The sequence below is a fragment of the Streptomyces sp. NBC_00306 genome, assembly GCF_036169555.1.
GTDB classification, from domain to species: domain Bacteria; phylum Actinomycetota; class Actinomycetes; order Streptomycetales; family Streptomycetaceae; genus Streptomyces; species Streptomyces achmelvichensis.
Genome location: NZ_CP108032.1, coordinates 4,697,614 through 4,714,426 on the forward strand (window position 1 = coordinate 4,697,614; position 16,813 = coordinate 4,714,426).

Here is a 16,813-nt window from a genome sequence, read left to right on the forward strand (position 1 = left end):
GTAGGCTTACCGCGGAGTAGGGGTGCGGGGGCGGAGGGAAGTTCTGAGATGAGTGCGGTCAAGGGCGTGAAGAGCAAGCGCATGCCGAGGGCGGTGCGCGAGCGGCAGATGATGGACGCCGCGGTGCAGACGTTCGGGCAGCGCGGCTACCGGGCGGCCTCGATGGACGAGATCGCGGAGCTGGCCGGGGTCTCCAAGCCCCTGGTCTATCTGTATCTGAACTCCAAGGAGGAGTTGTTCACGGCGTGCATCCGCCGTGAGGCCGCCGCGCTCATCGCGGCCGTGGAGGCGGCGGTGGAGCCGGGGCTGCCGGCGGACCGGCAGCTGTGGGCCGGGCTCGCGGCGTTCTTCACGCACACCGCCGAGCACCCGGACGGCTGGGCCGTGCTGCACCAGCAGGCGCGGACGCACGGGGAACCGTTCGCGCTCGAAGTGGCCGCGATGCGCGACGAGATCGTCACCTTCGTGACCGGTCTGATCGCGACCGCGGCCCGCGAGGCGGGGGCTGCCCGGCAGGACCCCGAACTGGCCGACCGGGACGTGGCGGGCCTCGCGCAGGCGCTGGTCGGTGCGGCCGAGTCGCTGGCCGGGTGGATGAACCAGACGGGTGCGGTGTCGGCGAAGGAAGCCGCGGCGACGCTCATGAACTTCGCCTGGATGGGCCTCGGTGAGCTCATGAAGGGTGAGCGCTGGTCCTCCCGCTGAGATGGATGCGGTCGCCGCTGCGGAGCTGGAACGCCGTACCGGAGCCGGCCGGCTCCGCGGCGTAGGTCACGGATGCGGGCAGCAGCACCGGCGCCCTGAACTCGGCGCTCGCCGCCGTGAGTTGCGGGCTGGCCGACTCCGCGAGGCAGCGGGCGAAGGTCCACATCCCGTGGGCGATCGCCCGGGGGAAGCCGAAGGCCCTGGCGGTCAGCGGATGCAGATGGATGGGATTGCGGTCGCCGGACGCCGCGCCGTAGCGGCGTCCCAGGTCCGCCGGGAGCTGCCAGGTGCCGACGGCGGGCAGAGGCTCGTCGGGACGGTGGTCCGTGTCGTGCGCGGTCCGGTGCCGCGTTTCGGGCGCCGGGCGGTCGGTGTCGTACGACGTCCGGTGCCGGGCCAGATAGCCGCTGCGGGACTCCCACACCAGGTCGCCGTCCCGGTGCGCCCGGGTGACGACGGTGACCTCGGTGCCCCGCCGGTGCGGGGTCAGCGCCTCGGCATGGACGGTCAGGACGGGCGTGTCCTCGGGGGTCAGCGGCCGGTGCCCGGTGATCTCGATACGGGTGTGGACCAGCCCGAGCAGCGGGAGCGGGAAGCGGCGGGCGGCCATCAGGCGCATGGCGAGCGGGAAGCCCAGGACATGCGGATAGGGGAGCGGGAGGGGTCCGTCGCCCGGGAAGCCGCAGATCCGGGCGTACGCGGCGAGGCGCGCGGGATCGATACGGACGGGGCCGCCGATCCGGGTCGCGGGCAGTTCGGCGTCCGCGTGGACGCCGCGCTTCAGCGGTGAGGTGAGGGCCCCGCGGGCCAGGGTGAGGGCGAGTGGCATGTCAGGCTCCCAGCAGGCTCTGGCCGCAGACGCGCAGCACCTGGCCGGTGACCGCACCGGACCCGGGGTGGGCGAACCAGGCCGCGGCTTCCGCGACATCGACGGGGAGCCCGCCCTGGGCGAGGGAGTTCATCCGGCGTCCCGCCTCCCGGACGAACAGCGGGACGGCGGCCGTCATCCGGGTCTCGATGAAGCCGGGCGCGACGGCGTTGACGGTGATGCCCCGGTCGGCGACGCGGGGAGCGAGGGAGCGGACGAGGCCGATGATCCCGGCCTTGCTCGCCGCGTAGTTGGTCTGGCCGGTGTTCCCGGCGATACCGGCGATGGACGAGGTCGCGACGATCCGGCCGCCGTCCCCGACCACCCCGGCTTTCAGGAGCGCGTCGGTGATGTCGAGTACGGCGGTGAGATTGACGTCCAGGACCGAACTCCACCGGTCCGCGGGCATGTTGGCGAGGCGCCGGTCGCGGGTGATGCCCGCGTTGTGGACCAGGATGTCGAGGCCGTCGGGGAGGGCGGCCGTGATGCGGTCGGCCGCGTCGGCGGCGGTGATGTCGAGGGTGAGCGCGGTGCCGCCGATCCGGTCGGCGGTGGCCCGGAGGTCGGCCTCGGCCGGGGGCACGTCCAGGCAGAGGACGTCCGCGCCGTCGCGGGCGAGGGTCTCGGCGACGGCCGCCCCGATGCCGCGCGCCGCGCCGGTGACCAGAGCGGTACGCCCGGCGAGCGGGCGCGCGGGATCGCCGCCCGCCGCCCGCTCCTCGTCCACCGCGCGCCCGGCGATCTCGATGACCTGCCCGCTGATGTAGGCGGACTTGGGCGAGAGCAGGAAGCGCAGGGTCGATGCGGCTGCGGCGGGAGCGGTGAGGCGGACGAGGTTGGCGGTGCGTCCGCGGCCCAGCTCCTTGCCCAGGGAGCGGGTGAATCCCTCCAGCGCCTGCTGAGCGGCGGCCTGGTGGTGATCGTCGGCCGCGAGCGGTGAGCCGAGGACGACCACCCGGCCGCCGGCGCCGAGTGACCGTACGGCCGGGTGCAGCGCGGCGTGGACCTCGGCGAGTCCTGCGGCGGAGGTGACGCCGGTCGCGTCGAGGACGAGGGCGGCGGGCGTCTGCCGCCCCGCGGGTCCCTCGTCCGGCGCGGTGAGCGGCAGCCCGGCGTCGGTCAGCGACAGCCCGGCGTCGGACAGCGGCTCCCGCAGCGCCGAACTCCCGGCGGTGAGCCGCAGCAGCGGCCCGTCCAGGGCGGGCGTGTCGGCGCTCCAGCGGCGCAGAGGGTGCGGCTGGGGCAGGCCGAGCCGACGGGTCAGAAATCGGCCGGGTGCTGTGCGGGTGAGGTGCAGATAGCGATCGGCCATTGTCCTTGCTCCCAGCTCGGTCGTAGATTTACTCAAGAGTAAGGTTACTGAGAAGTCAGGAGCTGGTCGAGATGTTCGCTCACGCGCCTCGCCGGGTCGCGGTGATCGGTGGCAGCCGTATCCCCTTCGCCAGGTCCGACGGTGCCTACGCCACCGCCTCCAACCAGGAGATGCTGGGCGCCGCGCTGGACGGGCTCGTCGAGCGGTACGGCCTCCAGGAGCCGGACGCGGTGGGCGAGTTCGTCGCCGGCGCCGTCCTCAAGCACAGCCGTGACTTCAATCTCGCTCGCGAGACCGTCCTCGGCTCGGCGCTCGACCCGCGGACCCCCGCGTACGACATCCAGCAGGCCTGCGGCACCGGACTGCAGGCGATCATCGCCGTGGCGAACAAGATCGCGCTCGGCGCGGTGGACAGCGGGATCGCGGGCGGCGCCGACACCGCGAGCGACGCACCGCTCGGCGTCAACGACGAGCTGCGCCGGATCCTGCTGGAAGCGCGCCGGGCGAAGGGGGCGGGCGGCCGGCTGCGGGCGCTCGCGCGGATCCGGCCGCGGCACCTCGTGCCCGACATCCCGCGCAACGCCGAACCCCGCACCGGGCTGTCGATGGGCGAGCACGCCGCGATCACCGCACGGGAGTGGGGGATCGGCCGCACCGAACAGGACGAGCTGACCGTCGAGAGCCACCGCCGGCTCGCCGCCGCGTACGACCGCGGGCTTCTGGACGACCTCGTCGTGCCGTACCGGGGCCTGGCCCGGGACGGGAATCTGCGGCCCGGCTCCACCGTGGAGAAACTCGCCACGCTGAAGCCGGTGTTCGGCACGGCGCACCCCGACGCGACGATGACCGCCGCCAACTCCACCCCGCTCACCGACGGCGCGGCCACCGTGCTGCTGGCGAGCGAGGACTGGGCGGCGGCGCGGGGTCTGCGGCCGCTCGCCTTCCTCACGGCGTACGAGACGGCCGCCGTCGACCATGTCGGCGGGCGGGACGGACTGCTGATGGCACCCGTGTACGCCGTCCCCCGGATGCTGGAGCGGGCCGGGCTCACCCTCGGCGATTTCGATCTGGTGGAGATCCACGAGGCGTTCGCCTCGCAGGTGCTCGCCACGCTGGCCGCCTGGGAGAAGCAGGGCCTCGCTCCCGTGGACCGGGCGCGGCTGAACGTCGGCGGCTCCTCGCTCGCGACCGGGCATCCGTTCGCCGCGACGGGCGCGCGGATCGTCGCGACGCTCGCCACGCTGCTGGCGGAGCGGGAGGGTCCGGGACGCGGACTCGTCTCGGTCTGCGCGGCGGGCGGCCAGGGGGTCACGGCGATCCTCGAACGTGCCTGAACCCCGCCCTCCCGTGGGGCCGTTGCCCCGCAGCCACGCCCCCCCCGCATGTCCCACGCGCACAAGGAGTCGCCCGTGACCGCCGAACCGGTCGAGCCGAGCAAGAGCCTTCAGGGCGGTGTCGTACGCGAGGTCCTTCTGCCGCCGCTCGTGCCCGTCGTCCGCCACGGTTCGCTCGCCGACATCCCCTTCGACAACGCACGCGAGGCGCCCGCCGACGCGGTCCTCAGCCGCAAGGGCCCCGGCGGCGACTGGAAGGACGTGACGGCCGGTGAGTTCGCGGACCAGGTGCTGGCGGTGGCCAAGGGCCTGATCGCCGAAGGGCTGCGGCCCGGCGACCGGCTCGCGATCATGTCCCGTACGACCTATGAGTGGACGCTGCTCGACTTCGCGGCCTGGGCCGCCGGGCTGATCACCGTCCCCGTCTACCCGACCTCGTCCGCGTTCCAGGCCCGCTGGATCCTCCAGGACTCGGGAGCCGTCGCGTGCGTCGTGGAGGACACCGCCCAGGCGCGGTTGATCAGCCAGGAACGCAAGCAACTGCCCGACCTCACCCGGCTGTGGGCGTTCGCCACGGGCGCGGTGGACACGCTCATGAAGGCGGGCGCGCAGATACCCGACACGGTCGTCACCGCGCGGCGGGGCGGCCTGGGGCCGGAGTCGGTCGCGACACTGCTCTACACCTCGGGAACGACCGGCCGCCCCAAGGGCTGTGTCCTCACCCACGGGAACTTCTTCGCCGAGGTGGACAACGCGATCGAGCTGCTGCACCCGGTCTTCCGGTCGCTGAGCCGCGAACCCGCCGCCACGCTGCTCTTCCTGCCGCTGTCCCACGTGTTCGGGCGGATGGTGGCGGTGGCCTGTCTGCGGGCCCGCGTGCGGCTCGGGCACGCACCCTCCATCCGGACCGAGGACCTGCTCGCCGACCTGGCCGGCTTCCGGCCCACGTTCCTGCTCGCCATTCCCTACGTCCTGGAGAAGGTCTACAACACCGGCCGCGCGACGGCCGAAAAGCTCGGCCGGGCCTCGTCGTTCGACCGGGCGGCGAGGATCGCCCGGCGCTACGGGGAGGCGGTGGAGGCGGCCCACCACGGCACCGGACCGGGGCCCTCGCGGTCCCTGCGAGCCGCCCGCGCGCTGTACGACCCGCTGGTCTACCGGCGTATCCGTGCCGCACTCGGCGGCAAGGTCCGGTACGCGATCTGCGGAGGTTCACCGCTCGGACGCCGCCTCGCCGCCTTCTACGCCGGAGCCGGTGTCCAGGTCTTCGAGGGGTACGGGCTCACCGAGACGACGGCCGCGGCCACCGTGACGCCGCCGCTCAAGCCCCGGATGGGCACGGTCGGTTGGCCCCTGCCCGGAACAGCGGTACGGATCGCCGACGACGGCGAGGTGCTGCTCCGCGGCGGCCAGGTGTTCAGCGGGTACTGGGACCGGGAGCGGGGTGCGATCGTGCCGGTGACCCGGGACGGCTGGTTCGCCACGGGCGACCTCGGTTCGATCGACGCCGACGGCTATCTGACCATCACCGGTCGCACGAAGGACATCCTCATCACCTCCGCAGGGAAGAACGTCGCCCCGGCGCCGCTGGAGGACTGGCTGCGCGCCCACCCGCTCATCGGCCAGTGCATGGTGGTCGGCGACAACCGCCCCTATGTCACCGCCCTGTTGACGCTGGAGCCCGACGGCATCGCGCACTGGTGCCGGATGAAGAAGAAGCAGCACCTCACCGCGGCCCAACTGGCCGTGGACGAGGACCTGCTGGCGACGCTCCAGCGCGCGGTGGACGAGGCGAACCGGCTGGTGTCGAGGGCCGAGTCGATCCGCCGCTTCCATGTTCTGGCAGGGGACTTCACGGAGGAGAGCGGCCATCTGACGCCGTCGCTGAAGCTGCGGCGGAGCGCGATCGCGCGTGACTTCACGGCGGAGATCGAGGGCCTGTACCGCCGGTGACAGCGCGACACCGCGACGACACCGCGACAGCGATGACACCGCGTCCGTGCGCCGTGGCGCGGGTCGTGCGGACCATGGGTCCGGAAAAGCGCTCCGGAGTCACCCGGGGTGACGTGACCGGCACCCTGCGGAGGGGGATTAGGGCCGATTCGTGCGTGCGCTTCGCCACAGCCGGACAAATCTCTACGCGCGGGTAGGCCGCCTTCCGCGGTTCCCGACTCCCCGGGGCGAGCTGCGACGATGCCCACCTGTCGGGGGTCCGGCAGGGCAGTGCCACTTACCGGCCTTGTGCCCCGGACAACAGGCGAGTCGGGTCAACGCTGGATAAACTCCTCGTTTGCCGTGCGCGGAACGGGGATTCGCAGCGCACTCCACGACCGAGGGAGAGTGAGAGATGCGTACCAGGCCGTCGCGTGTCGACCGGGGCGAGCGCGGTCCCGGGGATCTGTCCGCCGGCGAACGGCGGACTGCATGACCGTCGCCCCGGAGACCCCGGCTCTCCTCGAAACCCTTCTGGCCGAAGCGCCCTCCCCGGCGCTCTACACCGCCGGCGGCGCCGCACCCGAGCGCACTCTCGTCGACATGCTCGACGAGACCGCCCGCCGCCACCCGGACGCTCTCGCCGTCGACGACGGCGTCGCACCCCTCACCTACCGTGCGCTCCTCGACGAGGTCGAGACGCTGCGCCGGCAGCTCGCCGAGACCGGCACGGGGACCGGCGACCGGGTGGGCATACGCGTCCCCTCCGGGACCGCCGACCTGTACGTCTCCATCCTCGCCGTCCTCGCGGCCGGCGCCGCCTACGTCCCCGTCGACGCCGAGGACCCCGACGAGCGCGCCGACCTCGTGTTCACCGAGGCCGCGGTGAGCGCCGTCATCGGCGAAGGCCGCACCATCGTCCCGAGCAGCACCCCCGGCGGCGACACCGGCCGCAGGCCGGCGCCCGACGACGACGCCTGGATCATCTTCACCTCCGGCTCCACCGGCAAGCCCAAGGGCGTCGCCGTCACCCACCGCAACGCCGCGGCGTTCGTCGACGCGGAGGCCGGTCTCTTCCTCACCGGCGCCCCGCTCGGCCCCGGCGACCGCGTCCTGGCCGGCCTCTCCGTCGCCTTCGACGCCTCCTGCGAGGAGATGTGGCTGGCCTGGCGGCACGGCGCCTGCCTGGTGCCCGCCCCCCGCTCCCTCGTCCGCACCGGACTCGACCTCGGCCCCTGGCTCGTCGAACAGCGCATCACCGTCGTCTCGACGGTCCCCACACTCGCGGCCCTGTGGCCCGCTGAAGCGCTCGACGAGGTACGTCTGCTGATCTTCGGCGGTGAGGCCTGCCCGCCCGAGCTGGCGGAACGCATGGCGGTCCCCGGCCGCGAGGTGTGGAACACCTACGGCCCGACCGAGGCCACCGTCGTCGCCTGCGCGGCCCCGCTGACCGGCGAGGGCCCGGTGCGCATCGGCCTGCCGCTCGACGGCTGGGAGCTCGCCGTCGTGGACGGCCGCGGCGAGATCGTGGCGATGGGCGAGACCGGCGAGCTGGTGATCGGCGGCGTCGGCCTGGCGCGCTACCTGGACGAGGCGAAGGACACCGAGAAGTACGCTCCCCTGCCCGCACTCGGCTGGGACCGCGCCTACCGCAGTGGTGACCTGGTGCGCGCGGAGGAGGAGGGCCTGCTCTTCGTGGGCCGCGCCGACGAGCAGATCAAGCTCGGCGGCCGCCGTATCGAGCTGGGCGAGATCGACGCGGCGCTCCAGGCGCTGCCGGGCGTGGCAGGCGCGGCGGCGGCGGTCCGCACGACCGGTGCGGGCCATCAGCTGCTGGTGGGCTACGTCGTACCGGCGGCGCCGGACGGCGTGACGCCCGCGGACGTGCTCGACGACTCCGCCGAGGTGCGGGAGACCGAGGGCGCCGAGGCCGTGGCTCAGGGAACGGACGCGCCCGCCGATGCACCGGCCGCCGCGGATGCCGATATCGACCACGCCGACGCCGACGCCGGTATCGATGCCGACGCCGTGCCCGACGCCGCCGTCGCGTTCGACCTCGACGACTCGCTCGCGCGGCTGCGCAAGGAGCTGCCCGCCGCGCTCGTCCCGCTCATCGCCGTCGTCGACGATCTGCCGACCCGCACCTCCGGCAAGGTCGACCGCAACGCCCTGCCCTGGCCGCTGCCGAACACCGGCACCGGCGACAGCGCTCAGGCCGCCGAGCTCACCGAGACCGAGGCCTGGCTCGCCGAACAGTGGACCGACCTCCTGGGCGTGCCGGTGAGCGGGCCCGACGCCGACTTCTTCGCCGGCGGAGGTGGCAGTCTCGCCGCCGCACAGCTCGTCTCGCGGATCCGTGAGCAGTACGCCACCGGGTCCGTCGGCGACATCTACCAGAACCCGACGCTCGGAGCCCTCGCGCTCACGCTGGAGCGGACCTCCCCGCGCAGCACGAAGGCCCGCCCGGTGCGGCCGGTGCCGCGCAGGACCGGGATCGCGCAGATTCTGCTCATGCTGCCGCTGCTGACCGTCACCGGACTGCGCTGGTCGGTCGTCGCGGCCGCCGTCAACAACGTCGTCGCCCTGCCCTGGGCCCCCACCGTCTCCTGGTGGTGGGTGGCGCTCGGCTGGCTGCTGTTCCTCAGCCCGGCCGGGCGGATCGTCATCGCCGCCGGCGGCGCGCGGATGCTGCTGCGCGGGGTGCGCCCCGGGACGTACGCGCGCGGCGGCGGCACCCATCTGCGCCTGTGGACTGCCGAACGCCTCGCCGAGCTCAGCGGTGCGACCAACCTCGCGGGCACCTGGCTCACCTACTACGCCCGCGCGCTCGGTGTCCGGATCGGCGAGGACGTCGACCTGCACTCCCTGCCTCCGGTGACCGGCATGCTCCGGCTCGGCCGCGGCAGCGCCGTGGAACCCGAGGTGGACCTCTCCGGCCACTGGCTGGACGGGGACCGGCTGCACATCGGAGCCGTACGCATCGGCGCCGGTGCCACCGTCGGCGCCCGCAGCACGCTCTTCCCCGGCGCGCGGATCGGCAAGCGCGCCGAGATCGCGCCCGGGTCCGGCGTGACCGGGACCGTGCCGGCCGACGAGCGCTGGTCCGGTGTGCCGGCCACCCGCAAGGGCAAGGCCAACCGCCGGTTCCCCGAAGGCCGTCCCCGGCGCAGACGCCGCTGGACCGCCGTCTACTCCCTGACCTCGCTGTTCCTCAGCCTGCTGCCGGCGCTCGCGGCGCTGCCCGCGCTGCTGGTGATGGGCGCCTTCGTGGACGGCACCCACGGGCTCGGTGACGCCCTGGCCGCCGCGCTCACCGCCGTACCGCTCGCCACGCTGGTGGCGATGGCCGGCTACGCCCTGCTGATCGTCGCCGGCGTCCGTACGCTCGGCGTCGGCCTGCGCGAGGGCCATCACCCCGTGCACGGCCGGATCGCCTGGCAGGCATGGGCGACCGAGCGGCTGATGGACATGGCGCGCGTCCATCTCTTCCCCCTCTACGCGAGCCTGTTCACGCCCGTGTGGCTGCGGGCGCTGGGCATGAAGGTGGGCCGCGGCGTCGAGGCGTCGACGGTGCTCGCACTCCCCGCGATGACCACGGTCGGCGACGGCGCGTTCCTGGCCGACGACACACTGGTGGCTTCCTACGAACTCGGCGGCGGCTGGCTGCGGATCGCCGAGGCCCGGGTCGGCAAGCGCGCGTTCCTCGGCAACTCCGGGATGACCGCCGCCGGGCGCCGGGTGCCCAAGCGGGGTCTCGTCGGTGTGCTGTCGTCGACCCCGAAGCGGGCCAAGGCGGGCTCGTCCTGGCTCGGTATGCCTCCGATGAAGCTGCCGCGTTCGGCGGAGGAGAGCGACCAGAGCCGTACCTTCGCCCCGCCCGCCCGGCTGAAGTGGGCGCGCGCCTGCGTCGAGCTCTGCCGGATCGTGCCGGTGATGTGCAGCGTCGCGCTCGCCGTCCTCGGGCTCGCGGTCTTCGAACTGCTGGCGGCCCGGTACGGATTCACCGTCGCCATCCTGGCCGGCGGAGCGGTGCTGTTCGCCGCCGGTGTGGTGGCGTGCCTGGTGGCGATCGCGGCGAAGTGGCTGCTGGTGGGCCGGTTCAAGGCCGTCGAGCACCCGCTGTGGTCGTCGTTCGTGTGGCGCAACGAGGTCGCGGACACCTTCGTCGAGGTGCTGGCCGTGCCGTGGCTGGTCGGTGCGAGCGCCGGCACCCCGCTGATGAACTTGTGGCTGCGCGGGCTCGGCGCCCGCATCGGACGAGGTGCCTGGTGCGACACCTACTGGCTGCCCGAGGCGGACCTGGTGAGCGTCGGCAGCGGCGCGAGCGTCAACCGCGGATGCGTCGTCCAGACCCACCTCTTCCATGACCGGATCATGCGCATGGACAATGTCGTTCTCGGAGCGGGCGCGACACTCGGCCCGCACGGCATCGCGCTGCCCGGCGCGGTGATCGGCGACCGGGCCACCGTCGGTCCGGCGTCGCTGGTGATGCGCGGGGAGAGCGTGCCCGCGGACAGCCGCTGGCTGGGCAACCCGATCGCGGCATGGCGGAAGTGAGCACGGGCGCGACAGCGCAGTACACGCAAGACCCAAAGGACGCACGGGTGACGGACTTGTATCTGCCGCAGCACGGCGACAGCGGTTACGGGACGACGCGGTACGACCTGGAGCTGGACTACATCCCGCACACCGGGCGGCTGTCCGGCCGGGCCCGGATCACCGCCGTCGCCGAGCGCGCGCTGCCCGAAATCGTCCTCGACCTCGGGCAGTTCCGGCTCAGCAAGGTGCTGGTGGACGGCGCCCGCCCGGCCCGGTACACACACCGCGGGGACAAACTCCGGATACGTCCGGCGCGACCGCTGCGGGCGGGCGCCGGCTTCACCGTCGAGGTGCGCTACACGGGAGTGCCGCATCCCGTGCGCACCCGTGACTGGGGCGACCTCGGCTGGGAGCAGCTGGACGAGGGCGCGCTGGTGGCCTCCCAGCCGCACGGCGCCCGGTCCTGGTTCCCCTGCAACGACCGCCCCGACGACAAGGCCGTGTACCGGATCGCGGTGACGGCGCCCACGCCGTACACGGTGATTGCGAACGGCACGCTCACCTCGCGCACGATGAGCGCCTCCACGACGACCTGGGTGTACGAGCAGTCCGCCCCGATGGCCACGTATCTCGCGACCGTGCAGATCGGGCCCTACGAACTGGTCGACGTCCCGCACGCGGGAGCCGTGCCGCAGCCCGCCGCCGTGCCGCGTTCGCTCCTCGGGCGCTTCGGGCGCGACTTCGCGCGCCAGCCGCAGATGATGACCGTCTTCCAGGACCTGTTCGGGCCCTACCCCTTCGACGACTACGCGGTCGTGATCGTCGACGAGGAACTGGACGTGCCGGTCGAGGCCCAGGGCCTGTCCATCTTCGGCGCGAACCACGTCGACGGGCGGCGCGGCAGCGAACGCCTGGTGGCGCACGAACTGGCCCACCAGTGGTTCGGCAACAGCCTCACGGTCGCCGACTGGCGGCACATCTGGCTCAACGAGGGCTTCGCGAAGTACGCCGAGTGGCTGTGGTCCGAGATGTCGGGCGGCCCCTCCGCGTCGGCGATGGCCGCGAAGTCCCGGGCGCGCCTGGCGCTGCTGCGGCAGGACGTCCGCATCGCCGACCCCGGTCTGCGGCGGCTGTTCGACGACCGGGTCTACGAACGCGGTGCGCTGACGCTGCACGCGCTGCGCATGGAGATCGGGCACGCGGCCTTCGTGGGGCTGCTGCGGCAGTGGACGTCGACGCACCGGCACGGTGTGGTCACGACGGAGGAGTTCATCGCGCTGGCCCGCGAGCACTCACCGCGCCCGCTGGACAAGCTGTTCACGACGTGGCTGTACGAGCCGAAGCTGCCGCCGCTGCCGCGGCAGCGCTGAGCCGGCCGCTCGGCGGCGCGGGTGTCGGGGCCCGGCCCCTCAGCCCTCCGCGCGCCGGTCCTTCGCGCGGGCCGCGCGCCATTCGGTGAGGACCGCGTCGATGTCGAACGGCTTGCGCCCCAGCGGCGGACCCGGCGGCGGACGGAGAATCGCGGCGGTGATCTTCTCGTTGATCCCGGTCAGGATGCGCCGGACCTCGGACTCCGTCGTGGCGCGGTCCACCGCGTCCCGGGCGTCCTCCGCCTCCTTGCGCAGCGCCAGTGTCGGCGGCAGGACGGAGACGCCCTCACGGTGCATCTTGCTCTTGACCCACCACAGTTCGTCGTACGGCGCCTTGTCGTCCGGCAGCGGCTTCCCGAAGCCGGGCAGTGAGGTGAAGTCACCCCGTTCCGTCGCGTCGCGGATCTGCTTGTCCACCCACGACTCGAAACTGACGCCCGGGGGCTTTCGTTCGGTCACGTCCCGACCTCCCGTCTCGGTCCCTCCATCGTAGGCGGGCCGGGAAAACGAAGGGGGGTGGCCGTGGTCCGGCCACCCCCGCCCCCGGCGGCGTCAGCAGTTGCCGGCAGCCGCCCGTCCCGCGAACCGGTCCGCCAGCCAATTGGCCGCCGGAATCGCCTCGGTGATCACTCCGGTGACGTGCTCGCCGAGCACGATCGTCCGCCACTTCACGTTCGCGCCCTTCGCGCACCAATCCTTGCGCAGCTGCGCCCCCTGGCCGTAGGGGATCAGCTCGTCGGCCAGCGCGTGGTACAGGTACACGGGATGGCCGGGGCGGCGCGAGCCGAGGTCGGACTCGTGCAGCCGCTTCTGCCACTGCGGGGTCTCCAGCGGATTGCGCACCGTCATCTCGGAGATCTTCTTGAAGGATCCGACGGTGGTGTCGAGGGCCACGCAGTTGTTGCTCAGGAACGAGATGAGCGCCCTGCCCGCCGGGTTCAGATACGAGTCCAGTTTCAGCTCGGGGAAGGCCGCGTCCTGGCCGGCCGCCGCCATGAACAGCAGCCCCGATCCGTAGGAGCCGTCGTGTACGGGGGCGAGCCCGGTCAGCCGGGCGGGTACGCCGCCGGTCACCGTGCCCCTGACCTTCAGTTCCGGGGCGTACGAGCCGTGCAGTTCGGCCGCCCAGCTCGACGCCTGTCCGCCCTGCGAGTAGCCCATGATCCCGACGGGGGAGTCGGCGGAGAGGCCGGCCTCCGGCAGCGCGATCGCGGCGCGGGCCGCGTCCAGCACGGCGTGGCCGGCCGAGCGGCCCACCGTGTAGGTGTGCTCGCCCGGGGTGCCGAGCCCTTCGTAGTCGGTGACCGCGACGGCCCAGCCGCGCAGGGTCAGCTGCTGGATCAGATTGGCCTCGACGGTCGTGCCGGTGGGGAATCCGGCGCTCGGTGCGCAGCTGTCGGCGAGGCCGACGGTGCCCACCGCGTAGGTGACCAGAGGACGCGGGCCGGCGCGGCCGTCCTGGGGGACGATCACCGTGCCGGAGACGGTGTTCGGGGCGCCGTCGGCGGTGGTGGAGCGGTAGGTGATCCGCCAGGCCTTGGTCGCGGTGGGCTGTCCGGGCAGGGGATGGAAAGCGCTCGGCGCCGAGCCGACGATGTCGCCGGGGCCTGCGGCCGACGTGTCGTCCGCGGACGCTGTGGGGGTGGCTGCCGAGAGGGCGAGTGCGGCCATGACGGCCAGCACCCGGGTGGGTACACGCATTGCGGCTCTCCCAACGGTCCAGTGATGCTGGGCAGTTGACGGAAAGGTAGTGACCCGTGAGTAAGTTCCGTCCTGACCGGGCAGCTCAGCTTCACTGACTTCGGGTCAACTCGCGTCGGCCGACCCGTCGTGATCAACGACGTCGGCCTGTCCGCGGTACGCCCCCGGTGTCGTCCCCGTCCACCGGCGGAACGCCCGGTGGAAGGAGGTGTCCTCGGAGAAACCGAGGCGGGCCGCGAGTTCCGCGATCGGCTCGTTCCCCTCGGCGAGACCGGCGATCGCCGCGTCCCGCCGCACCGCGTCCTTCAGTTGCCGGTAGGACGTCTCCTCCTGCTGAAGCCTTCGCCGCAGCGTCGCCGGGCTGACCGCGAGCCGGGCGGCGGTCTCGTCCAGCGAGGGGAGCCTCGGGGAGGCCCGCAGCGAGCGGGCGAGCGCGCGGCGCACCTGCTCGCCGACGGTCGCCGCGTACTCCCGCCGGCTCAGCAGCTCGAACGGCGAGGCCCGCAGCATCTTCTCCAGCGCCGGCTCGTCCCGCAGCAGCGGCGATGCCAGCCAGTGGGCGGAGAAGACGGCCGTGGTCACCGGCTCCCCGTAGCGGACGGGGCAGCCGAAGAGGTACGGGTACTCGTCGTGGTGCGGCGGCGGGGGGTAGCCGAACCCGGCCCGCAGCAGCGGGATGCGGCGGCCGATGAACCAGCTGCACAGGCGGTGCCAGATGACCACCAGACACTCGGCGAGGAAGCGGTCCTCGTCCCGGCCGAGGTCGTTGCGCACCACGAACACCGCCTCGTCGCCGTCCCGGGTGAGGGCGAGGTCGGGGCCGCCGGGGAACAGCCCGTAGAAGGCGGCACCGCGCTCGATCGCCGCGCCCAGATCACGGCAGCCCAGCGTGGCGTGGCACATCATCGCGAAGGTGCCCGGGCGGCTCGGCGACGGGCCGAGACCGAGGAACTCGTCGTGGGTCGCCCGGTACAGCGCCCGGAACAGCAGGCCGAACTGGTCGGCGGTGACGCGGGCCCGGTCGTCGCTCAGCAGCAGCGGGGGGATGCCGGCGGTCTGGAGCAGCGGGACGGTGTCGAGGCCGTGACGCTCCGCCCCACGCAGCACGGCCCGCACATGGTGCACGGTGATCGTCCGCTTCCCCATGGTCATCGACGGTAGCGGGGTTGAGCGGTGGGGTCAGCGGGCGTGACGGTTTCCGTCATGCCACCGGCGGTGGCCACGTCCTTACGTTCGGTGCATGACAGGTGAAGAGCGGGAACGGCCCGGCACGCTCGCGGTGTTCGCCGAGTGGACCGCCGACCGGTACGCGGACCATCCGGCGCTGCGGTTCACCCGGGACGGCTCCTGGCACACGGTGTCCTACACCGGACTGCGCGACACCGTCCGGGCGGTCGGGCAGGGGCTGATGGGCCTCGGCGTGCGGGCCGGGGACCGGATCGCGGTCCTCGCCGAGACCCGGCCGGAGTGGACGTACGCGCACCTCGCCTCCCTGGCGGCCGGTGCGGTCGTGGTGCCCGTCTACCCGACGGCCGGGGCCGAAGAGCTGCGCTGGGTGCTGGGCGACTCCGGTGCGTCGGTGGTGATCTGCGAGAACGCGGCGCAGGCGGACCGGGTGGAGTCGCTGCGGGACACGCTGCCCGCGGTGCGGCACCTGGTGCTGATGGACCCGCAGACCGGGTCGGAAACGCAGCGCGGGGCGGAGACGCGGCCGGTGGCGGGGGAGCGGCCCGGGGCGGGGACGCGAACGGCGGGGGAGCGGCCCGCGCTTCTCGCGCTGCCCGGACCCGCACCGCTGGAAGCGCTGCTCGCCCGCGCCCGCCGCGTGCGGCCGGACGACGAGGCCGGGATCGTCTACACCTCCGGCACCACCGGCCCGCCCAAGGGCTGCCGGCTGCTGCACGGCAACCTCGGCGCGATACAGGACGCGACGCTGCCGCTGGTCGACGGCGGCCCGGGCGACCGGACGTACCTCTACCTCCCGCTCGCGCATGTGCTCGCCCAGCTGACGCAGTTCAGCACGCTGATCTACGGCGGCGAGCTCTGCTACTTCGGCGGCCGCATCGAGAACGTCGTGGCCGAACTCGCCCAGGCCCAGCCCACTCATCTGCCCTCCGTGCCCCGGCTCTTCGAGAAGGTCCACGCCTCGGTGCTGGCGCTCGCCGGGGCGCGGGAGGGCGGTCGTGAGTGGCTGGAGGAGGCGGTACGGATCGGGCTGCTGGCGGCGGACGGCGTGCTGCCGCCCGAGCTGACGGACGCGTACAAGCAGGCCGACGAGCAGTTCTACGGCCTGGTGCGGGCGGCGTTCGGCGGCCGGCTGCGCTGGGGGCTCACCGGCGCGGCCCCGATCGCGACCGGGACCCTGGACCTGCTGCGGGCCTGCGGGATCGCCGTGTACGAGGGGTACGGGATGACCGAGTCCGGCGGGGTCATCTCGCTGAACCATCCGGGCGCGGAGCGCCGCGGGACGGTCGGGCGCCCGATTGCCGGCTGCGAGGTGCGCATCGCGGCCGACGGGGAGGTCCTGGCACGCGGGCCGATGGTCTTCCCGGGCTATCACGCGAACCCCGGGGCGAGCGCGGAGGTGCTCGACGACGAGGGCTGGCTGCACACCGGGGACCTGGGCTCGCTCGACCCGGACGGTTATCTGAGCATCACCGGGCGCAAGAAGGACCTGATCATCACGTCCGCCGGGAAGAACCTGGCTCCCGCGGAGGTGGAGCTCGCGATCGAGCGCTCGCCGTATGTGTCGCACGCCGTGATGGTGGGGGACCGTCGGCCCTATCCCGTGGCCCTGATCACGGTGGACCCGCTGGAGACCGGCGACGCGGATCCGGCAGCCGTCCGATCCCTGGTCCAGGAGGCGGTCGACGCGGCGAACGCGCAGGTGGCGCGGCCGGCCCGGATCCGGGCGTTCGCCGTGCTGGAGAAGGACTTCTCGATCGGGGACGGAGTGCTCACGCCCACCCTGAAGGTCCGCCGCCGTGCCGTGCTGGAGCGGTACGCCGACGTCATCGACGGGCTGTACGGCGACGGCTGAGGCGACCGGCGG

General features: G+C 73.2%; 11 protein-coding genes. 6 read left to right on the top strand and 5 right to left on the bottom strand.

Annotation, left to right across the window (positions count from 1 at the left end; all coding sequences use genetic code 11):
- Positions 1–48 precede the first annotated feature (48 nt).
- Complete coding sequence (locus OHA05_RS20975) at positions 49–705, top strand: TetR/AcrR family transcriptional regulator (RefSeq protein ID WP_313944786.1); 657 nt, start codon at positions 49–51, stop codon at positions 703–705.
- Here the strand turns inward: OHA05_RS20975 and OHA05_RS20980 are convergent.
- Positions 674–1,534 carry a MaoC family dehydratase gene (locus OHA05_RS20980; protein ID WP_328861429.1) on the bottom strand — a complete coding sequence of 287 codons (861 nt, stop codon included), beginning with the start codon at positions 1,532–1,534 and terminating at the stop codon, positions 674–676. The genes OHA05_RS20975 and OHA05_RS20980 overlap by 32 nt on opposite strands.
- Before the next feature lies 1 nt (position 1,535).
- Complete coding sequence (locus tag OHA05_RS20985) at positions 1,536–2,885, bottom strand: 3-oxoacyl-ACP reductase (RefSeq protein WP_328861430.1); 1,350 nt, start codon at positions 2,883–2,885, stop codon at positions 1,536–1,538.
- Positions 2,886–2,956: 71 nt separating this feature from the next.
- Here OHA05_RS20985 and OHA05_RS20990 point away from each other — a divergent pair, with 71 nt between their 5' ends.
- From OHA05_RS20990 to OHA05_RS21005, 4 genes are all read left to right on the top strand, one after another.
- A complete protein-coding gene (locus OHA05_RS20990) occupies positions 2,957–4,219 on the top strand; it encodes an acetyl-CoA C-acetyltransferase (protein ID WP_328861431.1) in 1,263 nt (420 codons plus the stop codon).
- 48 nt (positions 4,220–4,267) lie between these two features.
- Positions 4,268–6,172: an AMP-dependent synthetase/ligase gene (locus OHA05_RS20995; protein WP_443043736.1), complete on the top strand. Its 1,905-nt coding sequence runs from the start codon at positions 4,268–4,270 to the stop codon at positions 6,170–6,172.
- Between the two features lie 471 nt (positions 6,173–6,643).
- Positions 6,644–10,708 (top strand): Pls/PosA family non-ribosomal peptide synthetase, encoded by a 4,065-nt coding sequence (locus OHA05_RS21000; RefSeq protein ID WP_328861433.1) that lies wholly within the window; start codon positions 6,644–6,646, stop codon positions 10,706–10,708.
- A gap of 47 nt (positions 10,709–10,755) precedes the next feature.
- Complete coding sequence (locus OHA05_RS21005; protein ID WP_328861434.1) at positions 10,756–12,060, top strand: M1 family metallopeptidase; 1,305 nt, start codon at positions 10,756–10,758, stop codon at positions 12,058–12,060.
- A 39-nt stretch (positions 12,061–12,099) separates the two neighbouring features.
- On the opposite strand, the gene OHA05_RS21010 is transcribed toward OHA05_RS21005, so the two are convergent.
- The 3 genes from OHA05_RS21010 to OHA05_RS21020 all read right to left on the bottom strand — a co-directional run bounded on the left by OHA05_RS21010 (position 12,100) and on the right by OHA05_RS21020 (position 14,907).
- Complete coding sequence (locus tag OHA05_RS21010) at positions 12,100–12,519, bottom strand: J-domain-containing protein (RefSeq protein ID WP_328861435.1); 420 nt, start codon at positions 12,517–12,519, stop codon at positions 12,100–12,102.
- 93 nt (positions 12,520–12,612) lie between these two features.
- Positions 12,613–13,761, bottom strand: a complete 1,149-nt coding sequence (locus tag OHA05_RS21015) for a lipase family protein (protein ID WP_328861436.1) — start codon at positions 13,759–13,761, stop codon at positions 12,613–12,615.
- 105 nt (positions 13,762–13,866) lie between these two features.
- On the bottom strand, positions 13,867–14,907 hold the full coding sequence (locus OHA05_RS21020; RefSeq protein WP_328861437.1) for an AraC family transcriptional regulator: 1,041 nt from the start codon (positions 14,905–14,907) through the stop codon (positions 13,867–13,869).
- 94 nt (positions 14,908–15,001) lie between these two features.
- On the opposite strand from OHA05_RS21020, the gene OHA05_RS21025 reads away from it, so the two are divergent.
- On the top strand, positions 15,002–16,801 hold the full coding sequence (locus tag OHA05_RS21025; RefSeq protein ID WP_328861438.1) for an AMP-dependent synthetase/ligase: 1,800 nt from the start codon (positions 15,002–15,004) through the stop codon (positions 16,799–16,801).
- The last annotated feature ends 12 nt before the right edge of the window (positions 16,802–16,813 follow it).